The organism is Pseudoalteromonas sp. MMG033 (genome assembly GCF_057197785.1).
In genome coordinates this window covers 4,442,154-4,457,352 of sequence record NZ_CM170070.1, presented here as the reverse complement: position 1 = coordinate 4,457,352, position 15,199 = coordinate 4,442,154, and the positions used below count along the sequence as shown (strand labels likewise).

Sequence of the window (15,199 nt, the reverse complement as noted above, 5' to 3'; positions counted from 1 at the left end):
AATGCGGGGCATTTTTTTTAAAAAGACCAATAAAATGATAAAATTACTACTTCCAGTCACTATTTTGGCGACATTGGTAGGTTGTGGTGGTGATTCAAAAGATACTCCTACTCCTACAACGACACAAACCCCTTCAGAGCCTACGATTATTGACAAGCCAATCGTAGAACCAGATAAATCTATGGCTAGGCAGTGGAACGAAGTGACACTTGAAGCTATCAGAAATGATTACGCACGTCCTACAGTTCATGCTAGAAACCTCTTTCATATATCAGCAGCCATGTTTGATGCTTGGTCTAGTTATGAGCACAGCGCTAAAACATATTTATTAGGCAACACATTGAATGAATACCAATGTGGCTTCGATACATCAAAAATCTCTGTAGACGGTAATGTTTATACTGAACAAGAAACTGCGATTAGCTTTGCTGCGTATAGGCTAATAGAGCATCGGTTTGAAAAGTCAGCTTTTCCCCATGAGACAATGGAGCTAGCGAAAAGGTTAATGACTGAAAATGAATATGACTATACATTTACAAGTACCGATTACAGTGAAGGGGATGCTCGAGCGCTTGGTAATTATATTGCAAGCTGCTACATCAGTTACGGCTTCACTGATGGTTCAAATGAGCAAAATGGGTATGAGAATCGATATTACAAAGCTGCAAATGAAGCATTGGTTGTTAATAAGCCAGGGAACCCAAATCTTGTACATGTAGATCGTTGGCAGCCATTACGCCTTGAACAATATATAGATCAAGCAGGTAATGAAGTGAGTCAGCAGCCTGACTTTTTAAGTCCTGAATGGGGAGAGGTATCAGGATTTGCGCTTACCAATGACAATAGGCAGATAAAGTATAGAGACTCACATGAATTTAAAGTGTTCATGGATCCTGGAGCGCCACCGAGCTTACTAACTGAAACAGAGTTTTTTCAGTGGAATTTTGAGCTTGTATCTATTTGGTCGAGTCATCTCGATATAGCTGATGGTGTAATGATTGATATTTCTCCTAATAATATTGGCAATATACAGTCGCTGCCTGACACTGAAGCGGGATACAAAGATTTTTACAATCTATTAGAGGGGTTGGACGCGAGTCAAGGGTACAAGATTAACCCGATCACAAATCAACCTTATGAAAAACAAATCGTACCACGTGGTGATTATGCAAGAGTACTTGCTGAGTTTTGGGCAGATGGGCCTGATTCTGAAACACCTCCCGGCCACTGGTTTGTTATTTTCAATAAAGTCACTGATCATCCAATGCTTGAAAGAAAGATAGAAGGCGAGGGTGAAGTTGTTACCAAACTTGAATGGGATGTCAAAGGATACTTTTCTTTGGGTGGCACCATGCATGATGCTGCTATTTCAGCGTGGAGTGTCAAAGGGTTTTATGATTATATCAGACCTGTTTCCGCTATCAGATACATGGCAGGTTTAGGACAAAGCACAGATCCAAACTTACCAAATTACCACGAGCAAGGTTTGAATTTAAGAGATGGTCTCATTGAGCTTGTGACCGAGGGTGATGAACTTGCGGGTGCCCAAGGTGAGCATATTAATAAGATCAAACTTTACACGTGGCGTGGCCCTGATCATATTGAAGACTCATTCGAAGACACTGCAGGTGTAGGTTGGATCCTTGCTGAGAATTGGTGGCCTTATCAGCGACCCACTTTTGTAACCCCTCCTTTTGCGGGTTATGTATCTGGCCATTCAACATACTCTAGAGCCGCTTCTATTGTTATGACTAAGTTTACGGGCAGTGAATTTTTTCCTGGGGGTATGAGTGAGTTCAAAGTTGAAAAAGATAAGTTCCTAGTATTTGAAAAAGGCCCAAGTGTAGACTTGGAGTTGCAATGGGCAACATATCAGGATGCAGCTGATCAGTGTTCGCTTTCTAGAATTTGGGGTGGGATCCATCCTCCTGTCGATGATATTCCGGGACGCAAGATGGGTGAAAAGATCGGAACTAATGCATTTAATTTTGCCAAGTCGCTGTTCTAAATCAGCTTTCGTATGATACATGTATAAAAATAAGGGTAGTTTAAAATGAAAAAATCATTGATTGTAGTTGCTCTTCTATTAGCAGGCTGCGGGGGCGGAGGATCAAGTGAAAGCACTGCACCTGCGGTAAGTGATCAAGTGGACCAAGATAAGCCGACCGTAACTGAGCCAGTCCCAGTCGCTGAAGAGCAGTTTTTCTTTATTGAAAAAAGTGAAGAGTCAAATATTACTTATGCGCATGACTTTAGTCTCGATAGAGATGCAACAATTTCAGAAGCTTTTGTGGGCGGTATTGCAGCAGGGGATATAGATAATGATGGTGATCTTGATATTGCATTACTTGGTGAGCATTTAGTTGTCTTAACAAACGATGGCAAAGGCCAATTTACAGATGTGTCTCAAGCTATGGGTGTGTCTAATATCAGTGGGATGTTGACAGGCTTATCTTTTGGAGACGTTGATGCTGATGGCTTTATTGATCTGTTTGTGGGCGGCGTCAGTGGTCAAGCACCAAGGTTACTGAAAAATGTCAATGGACAAAAGTTTGAAGATATTACGCAGCAGGTAGGGTTCACAGTTTCAAAAGGTAACACCGTATCAGCTTCATTTGCTGATTTAGATGGTGACTCTGATTTGGATATTATCCTTAGCCATTGGGGAGAAGCAATTGTAGACGGTGTTAGTACAGAGCATATCTGGATCAATGGTATTGATGATGGCACTTTAACGTTTACTGACAAAAGCCTGGAATATGGTTTAAACAAAATTTATCAAGATCAAGTTAATGGTCTTGATAGCTCCTATAAAAATGTAGCTAAGCTATCTACTGATACCTCCTTTACACCACTTGTAGTGGATATTGATCAAGATAACGATCAAGATATTTTGATGGTTTCTGATTTTGGCGGCACTAAAGTGTTGATTCAAAACAATGGCAAGCTTACAAATATGTCCGATAGTAACATTAACGATCAAAGTGGAATGGGCTCTGCTTTATTTGACGTTGATTTTGATGGCGATTTAGATTGGTTTGTAACGAGTATCTTCCGTAAAAAAAGAGACGATCATCAACCTAACTTTAGCTTGGATTGGCACGGCAACAAGTTCTATGTTAACGATGGCAGCGGCCAATTTGTTGATAATGCCGCAGAGCTTGGTGTAGAAAATGGTGGTTGGGCATGGGCAACATGTTTTGCTGATTTTAATCATGACGGTAATATAGATATCTTCCAATCAAACGGTTGGGGTGTTGAAGATAAGACTTTTAATCAATATCTAACGGATAATTACAAGCTTTATTTAGGCTCAAGCTCTGGTAAGTATCAGGAGCATGCTTTTAAATCACGTATTACGAGTATTAAAGAGGAAGGTGAAAACTGGCAAGGACGTGGGGTAGTTTGTAACGACTTAGATGGTGATGGTGATATAGACATTCTAGTATCTAGAAACCAACAGTCTATGCAGTATTTTGAAAACCAGTTACAGTCTAACAATCAGTACCTGAAAGTACGTTTACGTCAAAGTGGCCTGAATCGCTTTGCACTTGGCTCAACAGTTTTGGTGGAGTTTGAATCAGGAAAAGTACAATCAAGATTTTTATCTGGTAATTCGCACTATGTTTCTCAATCCGCGCCAATTGCCCATATTACTGTCCCAACTGACGATAATATTAAATCAGTTACGGTTAAGTGGCCTGATAATTCGTTGGAAACTGTGACAGACTTTTCATTGAATAAGATTAACTATGTGGAGAAAGACTAGATGAAAGCGGAGGTTGAGTACATAGGTGACTCTCGGCAACCTGTTGTGATCATTGATGAATTTTTGAATGATTATGATGACGTGCTTACGCAGGGATACGGCGATGGTTTTGCACAAGAGCGGGGAGAGACCAATTTTTATCCCGGTAATCGGAAGCTTGTGTCTCAACCTTTGCTCGATAGTGTATGTGATAAATTAAAACCGATTATCGCGGAAACTTTCGGGTTAAATGTTAATTATCCTGAATGGCAGGAAGGGTATTTTGCTTATGTCAACAAACCTGCTGAGGCGCTGTTGCCATTGCAAAAAGTGCCTCATTTTGACAGTGTTTGTAAAAGGCAGATCGCTGCGATTTTGTATTTATGCGAACCTGATTTAGGTGGTACTGGTTTTTATAAACATGTTGAAACAGGGCTTGAACTTGTTGAAGAGGGAGAGGTAAAACGTTATCAACAGTCGGTGTTAAAACAATTGGAACAGTATCAATTTGATGGATATTGTGTCGGGAGCAATGAATGTTTTACACAGATCCATAAGGTTGATGCAAAGCCAAATAGACTTGTCCTTTATCGTTCTGCACTATTGCACAGTGGGATTATTACAGAAAAAAACTTTGATAAGGCATATGGCAAAAAACGACTAACTATGACGGTTTTCATGTATTTTTAGAGTGGTTGAAATGAATAACAAGATTAAAAAAGTGGTTATCGCAGGTGGTGGTACAAGTGGCTGGATAACCGCAAATTATCTAAGCCAATTAGTAGAGCAAGTTGAAATTGTACTCGTTGAATCTGAAGAAATTGGCATTATTGGTGTCGGTGAAGGGACATTTCCAACGATTAGAAGAACGATGCAGGCGTTTGGGGTTGATGAGCAAGATCTCGTTAATCACTGTGAGGCAACTTTTAAGCAGGCTATAAAGTTTGTAAATTGGATGCAGCCGCATTCAGAGAAAGAAGATAATTTTTATTACCACCTTTTTGATGTTCCTAGAAAAGCCCCAAACTTGGATTTGTCAATTGAATGGTTGAAGAGCCATGATGGTGGAAAGTTTGCGCCGTCGGTGAGTGCACAAGCCAGAAATTGTGACCTGCGCTTAAGTCCTCGTTATCCAACAGACCGTCAGTATGAAAGTGAGCATAATTATGCCTACCACCTAGATGCAAAGAAAATGGCGGTTTTTTTAGCGAAAAAGGCGCAAGAAAAAGGTATACAACGAATTGAAGGCAAAATTGTCTTCGTATCTCAGAATGCACAGGGAGATATTAGCGCGTTGCACCTTGAAAGTGGTCAGAAAATTGAGGGAGATTTGTTTGTTGACTGCACAGGCTTTAAAGCGCTACTCATTGGCGAAACACTTAATGTTCCTTTTGAAAGTAAGGCCGACAATTTATTTGTTGATCACGCACTCACTATTCAAATACCCTACGAAAATGAGCAGCAAGATATAGAGTCTGCAACGCTTACAACTGCACAAACGGCTGGTTGGATTTGGGATATTGGTTTGCAGTCTCGTAGAGGCGTTGGTTATGTCTACTCTTCAAAACATATTAGCCATGAGGCTGCCAAAAAAGAGTTATGTACTTACCTAGGAAAAGATACGTCAGCAGAGCTTGATTGTAGATTAGTGAAAATGAATGTTGGGTATCGCAGCGAGTTTTGGCATAAAAACTGTGTTTCAATCGGTTTAGCACAAGGTTTCTTAGAGCCCTTGGAGTCTACTGCGATAGTTATGATTGAGGCAGCAGCTCATTACTTGTTAGAGAAATTCCCTCATGATCAAAAGTCTATGGCTGTTTCTGCACAAAGGTTTAACGATAGTTTTAAACAACGATGGGACAGTATTGTTGATTTTGTAAAGCTACACTATGTACTATCAGATAGAGAAGAGCCTTTTTGGGTTGATAACCGTGAAGAGCAGGGGATCCCCACCTCGCTTCAAGAAAAGTTAGCAGTTTGGAAATATCATCCACCATCAGAATATGACTTTTCAATAAACGATGTATTTGCTGCAGACAGCTATTCGTATATTCTCTACGGCATGGGGTACGAAACAGAGACACCGATCAATCGTTTATCTGCTCGCCCGGAAAAAGACATTGAGTCGTTTAAATCCTTCCTTTATGGGCTATCTAAAGATCTACCATCTCATCGTTCATATATTAATAGTGTTAAGCAATATGGGATACAAAAACTATAGCAAGCAGTAATTCTGTTATTGCTTTGTATTTATGTAAATTAGTGTAGATTAATACCGCCAGCATTCTATGGTGGCGGTAAATAATTCTTTTAAATTATAAATAGGTTGAAATTCGCCCAACTCCCCTTATCTATGTGTTTAGAGGCTTTTACAATAGTAAATATTTAGCTTCCAATTTGTCTCGAAAACCGATAGCCTTAGGGCCACAAAAAGTAATAATTTCGAATTTGAATGGAGTAGTATTATGGCGGAGCAACAAGTGCAGCCTTTACACAACGAGAAGCATGCCAACCTTAAAGTACAAAACGGCATCAATGTTGAATTTCTTAAGTCTCAGCACCTAATCCCAGTTGTTGCACATGAGTTTGCTCGTGTTGCGACTGAATTCCCAATGGCGTTTGTTAAAAATACTGAATCAGGTCAGTTCCAAGCTGTTGCATTATTTGGTCTTGAGCCAGGTGAGAACCTATATGTTAAAGACGGTAAGTGGCAGGCAGGTTTTGCACCTTTAGCAGCTGCTCGTTACCCGTTTGGTCTTGTTAAGCACCCTGAAGAAGATCAATTTGGCATCGTTATCGACGAAGCAAGCCCGTTAGTAGGCGAAGAAACTGGTAACGCGCTATTTGCTGACGGTAAAGAAACAGAATACCTTCAAGCACGCAAAGAAGCGTTGGTAAACTACGTTGAATTTGCACGTGTAACTGAAGTGTTCACTCAGTTCCTTGCTGAAAAAGAGCTTTTAGTTCAACAGACACTTACAGTAGAAATCGCGGGTGAGAAAAAAGACATCAATGGTATCTACCTTGTTGATGAGCGTAAGCTTAATGAATTAAGCGACGAGGATTACTTAGAGCTTCGTAAGCGTGGCTACCTAGCACCAATCTTTGCTTTCCTTACGTCAACTCACCAAGTTGCGCGTCTAGCTCGTCTTAAAGCACAATCACAAGAAGCATAATTAATATTATCTTTAAGTGAAAAAAGCGCCCTTGGGCGCTTTTTTGTTTTTGAAATCCTAGTATTACAACTTCGCATTTTATATTTGCAATTCTGTTTTTGTACTTAGGCGCATATTGTTGCACAAATGCAGTCTTAAGTTTATCTTGCCAGGTTAAGTAACAAATAAATCATAAATAAAAACAGGAACTCAGGATGCGCAAGTTAATAATGCTTAGCTCTGCATTTGTAATGCTCACCACTTTGCAAGTGTCTGCTTCAGAAATCAACAAATCACCTATTGCTATCGCTATCCATGGTGGCGCTGGCACAATTGAAAAAAGTCGTTTTACACCAGAGCAAGAAAAAGCGTATCGCGCAAAGCTTCTAGAGGCGGTAGAAGCGGGCTACAAGGTACTTGATAAAGGTGGTGATAGTCTTGATGCAATTGCTATTGCGATTAATATTTTAGAGGACTCTCCTTTTTTTAATGCAGGTAAAGGCGCTGTCTATACCTATGAAGGCCATCATGAACTAGATGCCTCAATCATGGATGGGAGAGACCGTCAAGCTGGCGCCGTATCGGGGGTTAAACACGTAAAAAACCCGATTAATCTCGCCCGAGAGGTGATGGAAAACTCGGTACACGTTATGCTCAGCGGAGAAGGCGCAGAAAAGTTTGCAAAGCAGCAGGGTCTAGAACTTGTAAAGTCTGAATATTTTAATACTTCACATAGGTATGAGGCATTGTTGCGAGCAAAAGAAAAGCTCAAGCAAAAAGAAAGCGGTACCAAAGATTATCAAGCGTTGCACCAAACGCTTCCTGAACAATACAAAATGGGCACTGTGGGTGCAGTTGCGTTGGATAAGCATGGTAACCTAGCAGCAGGCACCTCGACTGGCGGTATGACTGCAAAACGTTATGGTAGGGTAGGTGACTCACCAATCATAGGTGCTGGTACTTTCGCGGACAATAGTTCATGTGCTATTTCTGCAACAGGGCATGGTGAGTATTTTATTCGATATAATGTTGCTGCCGATATTTGTGCACGCGTTGCTTATCAAAATAAATCCATAAACCAGGCAGGTAAAGAAGTGATTTTCGGCCCTATGTATAAAGCGGGTGGAACGGGTGGTGTGATCATCGTCGATACCAAAGGCAATATCAGCATGCCATTCAATACAAAGGGTATGTATAGAGCGAGCAAATCAAATTCAACGCAAACCTATGTAAAGATTTTTAAATAGCCTCTTCAATTGTTGATTCTTAGGCAAATTTTTCAGTGCCAGCTACTATTATAAAAGTAGCTGGCATTTTATTTGGGGGAATAAACAATGCAATCAGTTAAAGTAGCAGATTATTTTAATCACAGACCAGTAACGTTTAGTTCAAATATGCGTATTGAAATGGCGGTTGAAAAGCTTTTACAAAGTGGTCAATCAGGCGGTCCAGTTTTAGATGACAACCAAAAAGTCATTGGGTTTTTATCTGAGCAAGATTGTATTAAAAAGATGCTGGAAGCAACATATCAAAATGAGTCTCACAGTATTGTCTCTGATGTTATGAATAAGCAACCTGTATGCGTAAGTCCCGATGACAGTATTTTGCAAATTGCCGATAGGATGTCTAACGACAAACCTAAATTGTATCCGGTTTGTGACGAAGATGGCCGACTAGTCGGGGTAATTACCAGAGCACATGTTTTACTCGCTTTTGATAAACATTTGCACGATACCTACGAATCAGGCAACAGATTTGTTTAAAAACTTGTTTTTACTTGGGTAGATTACTCAGGTTTTGATAAACTACGCGACGATTTTGGAATTTTCAAGGTGTCGTGTAGTGGACTTAAAGTCGTTGTATTCAGATATCCCTTTTTGTTTAAAGAAGGATCAGTTTTTATTTAAAAAACGTCTGCAAGGCGTAAAAAAAATAGCCGACGAAAAGAAGCAACAAAAAGTGTTTGCTCAAATCGGCGAGTCCATTACCCGAAGCCAGCAGTTGAAAACGCAACGTCAAGAAGGTTTACCACAGGTAACCTACCCTGAAGCTTTACCTGTAAGCCAGAAAAAAGAAGATATCAAGCAAGCGATTGCCGAAAACCAAGTGGTTATCGTAGCAGGTGAAACAGGGTCAGGTAAAACCACTCAGCTACCAAAAATTTGTCTTGAGCTTGGCCGAGGTATTGATGGTTATATAGGCCACACCCAGCCTCGTCGATTAGCCGCAAGAAGTGTTGCGAATCGAATTGCTGAAGAAGTGGGTTGTGAGCTAGGTGAGGAAGTTGGTTTTAAAATTCGCTTTAGCGACCAAGTTTCTGATAAAAGCTATGTAAAGTTGATGACTGACGGTATTTTACTGGCTGAAATTCAACAAGATCGATTTTTAAATCAATACGACACCATCATCATTGATGAAGCCCATGAGCGTAGTCTTAATATTGACTTTATTTTAGGCTATTTGAAAAACTTACTACCCAAGCGCCCAGATCTTAAAGTTATTATCACCTCAGCAACCATTGATCCTGAGCGTTTCTCACAGCATTTCAATGATGCGCCAATCATTGAAGTGTCAGGTAGAACTTACCCTGTAGAAGTGCGTTATCGTCCTGTTATCGATGTATCAGGCGAAGAGAGCGAAGCCGAGAATGACCAGCTACAAGGTATATTTGACGCAGTTGATGAACTGTGTGATGCAGGCCCGGGCGATATTCTTATTTTCATGAATGGCGAGCGAGAAATTCGTGATACGGCTGATGCGCTGTCAAAACGCAACTTGAAGGGCGTTGAGATTTTACCGCTGTTTGCACGCCTCTCTAATGCTGAACAAAACCGAATTTTTTCGCCCCATAGTCATCGTCGCATTGTACTTGCCACGAATGTTGCTGAAACATCCCTAACAGTGCCAGGTATCCGATACGTCATAGACCCTGGTACGGCGCGTATAAGCCGTTATAGCTATCGAACAAAAGTTCAGCGCCTGCCAATTGAAGCGGTTTCTCAGGCAAGTGCAAATCAACGAATGGGCCGATGTGGCCGAGTTGCTGCGGGTATTTGTATTCGCCTTTATTCTGAAGATGACTTTTTAGGGCGACCAGAATTTACAGATCCTGAAATTCTTAGAACTAATCTCGCATCCGTTATTTTACAGATGCTTGCACTTGGCCTTGGTGATATTGCTAAGTTTCCATTTGTACAGGCGCCAGATAGTCGAAATATCAAAGATGGTATGGCGCTTCTGGAAGAGCTTGGCGCGGTAAAAGCAGCATCACGTCGAGAAAACGCCAAGTTGACTCAAGCTGGTAGAAAGCTAAGTCGTTTACCCATTGATCCTCGCTTAGCAAAAATGGTGATGGCATCAGCAGAGCAAGGTGCGTTAAATGAAGTCATCGTCATTGCTGCAGCGTTGTCTATCCAAGATCCAAGAGAACGACCTCAAGAGAAACGCGGCGCGGCAGATGAAAAGCATGGCCGATTCGACGACCCTAACTCTGATTTCATGGCATTTTTGAATTTATGGCAATATCTAGAAGAACAGCAAGAAGCGCTATCACGAAGTCAATTCAGAAAGCAGTGCCAAAAAGACTTCTTAGCTTATATGCGGATCCGTGAGTGGCAAGACATTGTATATCAGCTTAAGACTGTGTGCGATGAAATGGATTTTAAAGGCTCTGGCAACGAAGCGGGCTTTGATGCTATCCATCAATCTTTACTGAGCGGTATGCTTAGCCATATTGGTATGAAAGATGAAAAACAGCACTATAAAGGCGCGCGCAATAGTCTGTTCCACATTTTTCCAGGATCAGCATTATTTAAGAAAAGCCCTAAGTGGTTGATGTCAGCGGAGCTGGTAGAAACGAGTAAGTTGTATGCACGCATTAATGCCAAAATTGATTTAGCTTGGGTTGCGCCTCTCGCGCAGCACCTTGTGAAGCGCAGCTATAGCGAGCCTCATTGGGAGAAAAAGCAGGGTGCAATTATCGCCTTTGAACAACAAACGCTCTACGGGTTGACCATAGTTTCGAAAAAGCGCACCGTTTACAGCCAAATTGACCCTGTTATTAGTCGAGAGCTATTCATTAAAGAGGCGCTTATTGGTCAGCAGCTTGGTCAAAAAGCTCAGTTTTTAGAATATAACCAATCACTTGTTGAAGAGATCCAATCATTAGAAAACAAAGCTAGACGTCGAGATATCTTGGTAGACGAACAAACTATGTTTGAGTTTTACGATGAGCGGATCCCAAGTGATGTAAATAATCGAGCTGCATTTAATCAGTGGTTTAAAAAGCACAGTGATAAACGCGTTTTGCATATGAGCAGAGAGTCCTTAATGCAACATGATGCTGATAAGGTAACTGCTTTTGATTACCCAGATATTTGGCAACAGGGAAATTTAACACTGCCACTGAATTACCACTTTGAACCAGGAAAAGCCGTTGATGGTGTGACCGTTAATATTCCTTTGGCATTGCTTAATCAGGTTCAAAACGAAGGCTTTGATTGGCATATTCCAGCGCTTAGGCATGAGTTAATCTGTGCATTAATTAAGAGCTTGCCAAAGACTTTGCGAAGAAACTTTGTGCCTGCGCCTAATTATGCGGATGCGGTACTGGCTTCAATTGAGCCTTTACAAGGGTCTTTACTCGAGTCATTGGCGACAAGATTATTGCGCATGACCGGCGTCAAAGTGATTGACACTGATTGGGAGCTTAGCTCGCTGGAAAACCATTTGAAGATGCAATTTGAAGTGGTCGATGATTCGGGCAAAGTGATTGCACATGGCTTTGATTTAGAGGCGTTGAAAGAAAAGCTACAAGGCAAGGTGTCACAAACACTTTCTAAAGTTGCAGAAAAGGGCATTGAACAAGAGGGTTTGTCCGAGTGGGTATTTGGGGAGTTACCAAAAGAATATACCAAGACCCAAGGTGGCTATGAGATTAAGGCATTCCCTGCATTAGTGGATAAAAAAGATAGTACTTCAATCTCGTTATTCGACCACCCTGACAAAGCTGCTCAAGCGCACCAATTAGGCTTGCGTAGGCTTATTCTGCTTAACATTCCTTCACCAGTAAAATATTTGCAGCAGCATTTACCAAATAAGGCTAAATTGGGACTGTACTTTAATCCCTTTGGCAAAATTCATGACTTAATCTCAGACTGCACAGCAGCTGGCGTAGATAGCCTATTAAAGCAGTTTGATACGATTAGAGATGAATCTGAGTTTGAGCGTGCTAAAGAGCATATTCGCGGTGAGCTTGGCGATAAAGTAGTGGAAATTGCATCGCAAGTGGAACAAGTATTGAGTATCGCGCACAGCGTCAATAAACGCATGAAAGGCCGTGTTGATTTGACCATGATCACTGCACATGGCGATATTAAATCTCAGCTAGAGTCGCTTATCTTTAGAGGGTTTGTGAGTGATCATGGTGCTGACAAAATCGCTGATCTCTTGCGCTATTTGAAAGCCATTGAAAAGCGTTTAGAAAAGTTACCTGTTGACCCTAACCGAGATCGCTTATGCGTACTAGAGTTAGATAAAGTATCAGACTTGTACAGTCAAAAGTGCAATAAGGTACCAAAAGGAATGCCTGTACCAAAAGAGCTTGTGCATATTTTTTGGATGATACAGGAACTAAGAGTGTCTTTATTTGCTCAAACCTTAGGTACACCTTATCCAATTTCGGCTAAGCGCGTGATGAATGCATTAAATGAATTGGATTTATAGGAATTGACTTGCAATTTGCTTTGAGCCAATTACCTTAATAAGAGGATTTAAATTTTTGGATTGTGATAAGGAAGCGACATTGACTATGTCCACGCAGCAAAGACGGAGTAGAACACCGCATGTGTTAGTTGTTGATGATGAGTATTTTAACTACGAAATGTTGTCGATGGCTTTGTCAGATGCGTTTAAATTCAGTTATGCAGAATCTGGGATCAGCTGCTTATCAAATGCAATTGCGGATCCCCCAGACGTGATTTTGCTTGATGTTTGTATGCCTGGCTTAGATGGGTATGACACTTGCCGCATGCTGAAAAATACACCCGAAACCAAAGATATTCCGGTTATGATGGTCTCAGGTTTGGAATCTGAGCAAGAGAAACAAGCAGGGTATGAAGCGGGTTGTGATGAATATGTCGTAAAACCATTTGCCATGCAATCGCTTTTGGAAAAAATAAAAAATATGGTCTAGGAGCTCACTATGATCCATGAAGATAAACGTCGTTTTATGCGCATGATGGTCAATGCGCAAGCTGAGTTAACGGTAAGCCAATCTGGGGAAAAGCATCTTGGTACATGCCTAGATTTAAGCGCTACTGGTTTGTCCGTAGAGATTGAACATCCATTGGAAGTCGGTGAGTTGGTGACAGTGTTTATCAATAGTAAAAGCACAACGATCCCGCCTTTTAATGCCAGTGCTAAAGTCGTTCGGAGCAGCAGTAATGAAGATGCACCAGATAGTTACGTCGTTGGTTTAGAAATCGTTCAATTTAATTAGTTGCTAAAATCATATACGAAGGCGAGATTTCGCCTTCGTATCTCTAACTTCCACTGTTTTTGCACATTCATATCCGATACTACTTGTAGTAAATTAGAAACAAGCCTTTTTTATACATAAAACGTAGAGCCTGCATTGATATCGGTGCAATATGTTGGGCGGCGGATACAGAGTATTTGCTTGTATCTTTGGTTTTTATGGAGTTTAAATGAAGTTAACCCTAAGAAGAAAGTTACTTGTGATCTTGCTTTCGGTCAATGCAGTGCTTATTTCAGCAGTCTACTATGCGAACCAACTGGCGTTTGAAAAGAGCTTTAAAGAGTACTTACAAAATAGTAGCCGCGCAAAACTGGTCACCTTACTTCCTACCATTCGTGAAAACTTTGTTCAATATGGCGATCAGTGGATGACGAGAAAGTATCCGCATTGGACTCGATTAGTTGGTGAGTATCATGGTCGCTCTCAAACTGAAATTGATGACATGGTAAAGCGCCCAAGGCGCGGCCCTCCAAGACATCACCGTTCTGAAAGCGAAGCATCAGATGATAAAGCATTTTCCCCAGAGAAACGGATGGGAAGGGAAGAGCGCCCTCCAAGACATATGCGGGGGGCTCAATCTCGCCTTGTACTTAAATCGGCATCTGGTGAGCTGCTCAAAGGCCGAAAAGACAGTAAAAATACCACACTATGGGTTGAAGTGTATGAAAATGCAGATAACTCTGGAAAACTGCTAGGGTCTATTGGCTTGGAAAATGGCTTAGAGATAAGTAACTCTTTGGATTCTTTATTTGCTAGTCGGCAGCAACATTGGTTTTTAGGGATTGCGATCATAGCGATGATAGTGAGTAGCTTGCTTGCAATCCCATTTAGTCGTTTCCTTGTTGCACCTGTTTTATCTCTTAGAGCGGCGGCTAAAAAAATTGCGGCGGGCAATTATGAACCACCTTTTAACTCTTTCAGTAAGGATGAGCTTGGGTTGCTCGCTAATGACCTAAACACATTGGCTAAAACGTTGGATGAAAATCAACACTCACGGCAGCAATGGATAGCAGATATATCCCATGAATTACGTACACCTATTGCGGTATTTAAAGCTGAGCTTGAAGGCATGATTGATGGCATTATTGAGTCTGATGAAGCGCAGCTAAACTCGCTCTATGACGAAATCAATCGGTTAACCAAGCTCGTTGATGATCTGCATCAGCTCTCTATGTCTGACAGAGGATCATTGAGTTACAACATGGCAGAGTGTGATATTAATGAAGTGATAGGCCATACGTTCGATTCACATTTGGCTACACTTAAAAATAAGCATTTTGAATGGCAGATAGTTGGTGAGTCACAATGTATACTCAACTGTGATGAGGCGAGACTTTCACAGCTTTTCAGCAACTTTATGCAAAATACACTGCGTTATACTGATTCAAGTGAAGCGCAGCCAGGACAAATAAGGGTGGTAATCGAGCAGGCAAAAGATACGGTACTGATCCGTTGGCAAGATAGTAGCCCCGGTGTTGAACCTGAGTTGCTACCTATGTTGTTTGATAGGTTGTATCGAGTCGATAAAGCGAGAGACCGAGCATCCGGTGGCTCTGGTCTTGGCTTGGCAATTTGTGCCAGTATAGTACAAGCACATAATGGCTCCATTATTGCCACTCATAGTAAACTAGGTGGGGTAAGTGTTGATGTGACACTGCCGATAATTAAATAATCTATAAAAATTATAGATATAGACACACTTCTTAAAATAAGTAAGATCTTTAATACGAGAGCGCAAAGAAGAACAAATAGGGTATT

General features: G+C 41.1%; 11 protein-coding genes. All 11 read left to right on the top strand.

Annotated elements, in window-relative coordinates:
- Positions 1 to 34: 34 nt before the first annotated feature.
- Complete coding sequence (locus AC2CZC_RS19395) at positions 35 to 2,008, top strand: vanadium-dependent haloperoxidase (RefSeq protein WP_247686833.1); 1,974 nt, start codon at positions 35 to 37, stop codon at positions 2,006 to 2,008.
- Positions 2,009 to 2,053: 45 nt separating this feature from the next.
- Positions 2,054 to 3,769 (top strand): CRTAC1 family protein, encoded by a 1,716-nt coding sequence (locus AC2CZC_RS19390; RefSeq protein WP_211035894.1) that lies wholly within the window; start codon positions 2,054 to 2,056, stop codon positions 3,767 to 3,769.
- On the top strand, positions 3,770 to 4,438 hold the full coding sequence (locus AC2CZC_RS19385; RefSeq protein WP_211035891.1) for a DUF6445 family protein: 669 nt from the start codon (positions 3,770 to 3,772) through the stop codon (positions 4,436 to 4,438). It begins immediately after the preceding gene.
- Between the two features lie 10 nt (positions 4,439 to 4,448).
- Positions 4,449 to 5,969, top strand: a complete 1,521-nt coding sequence (locus tag AC2CZC_RS19380) for a tryptophan halogenase family protein (RefSeq protein ID WP_484583063.1) — start codon at positions 4,449 to 4,451, stop codon at positions 5,967 to 5,969.
- A 244-nt stretch (positions 5,970 to 6,213) separates the two neighbouring features.
- Entirely contained in the window at positions 6,214 to 6,924 is a 711-nt protein-coding gene (locus AC2CZC_RS19375; RefSeq protein WP_211035887.1) for a SapC family protein, read from the top strand.
- 230 nt (positions 6,925 to 7,154) lie between these two features.
- Complete coding sequence (locus AC2CZC_RS19370) at positions 7,155 to 8,150, top strand: isoaspartyl peptidase/L-asparaginase family protein (protein ID WP_484584905.1); 996 nt, start codon at positions 7,155 to 7,157, stop codon at positions 8,148 to 8,150.
- Between the two features lie 87 nt (positions 8,151 to 8,237).
- Positions 8,238 to 8,666 carry a CBS domain-containing protein gene (locus tag AC2CZC_RS19365; RefSeq protein ID WP_211035883.1) on the top strand — a complete coding sequence of 143 codons (429 nt, stop codon included), beginning with the start codon at positions 8,238 to 8,240 and terminating at the stop codon, positions 8,664 to 8,666.
- 79 nt (positions 8,667 to 8,745) lie between these two features.
- A complete protein-coding gene (gene hrpA / locus AC2CZC_RS19360) occupies positions 8,746 to 12,627 on the top strand; it encodes an ATP-dependent RNA helicase HrpA (RefSeq protein WP_484583062.1) in 3,882 nt (1,293 codons plus the stop codon).
- Positions 12,628 to 12,712: 85 nt separating this feature from the next.
- Positions 12,713 to 13,096, top strand: coding sequence for a response regulator (locus AC2CZC_RS19355; RefSeq protein WP_036977231.1), 384 nt, complete (start codon positions 12,713 to 12,715; stop codon positions 13,094 to 13,096).
- 9 nt (positions 13,097 to 13,105) lie between these two features.
- A complete protein-coding gene (locus tag AC2CZC_RS19350; protein WP_484583061.1) occupies positions 13,106 to 13,402 on the top strand; it encodes a PilZ domain-containing protein in 297 nt (98 codons plus the stop codon).
- Between the two features lie 208 nt (positions 13,403 to 13,610).
- On the top strand, positions 13,611 to 15,113 hold the full coding sequence (locus AC2CZC_RS19345) for an ATP-binding protein (RefSeq protein ID WP_484583060.1): 1,503 nt from the start codon (positions 13,611 to 13,613) through the stop codon (positions 15,111 to 15,113).
- The last annotated feature ends 86 nt before the right edge of the window (positions 15,114 to 15,199 follow it).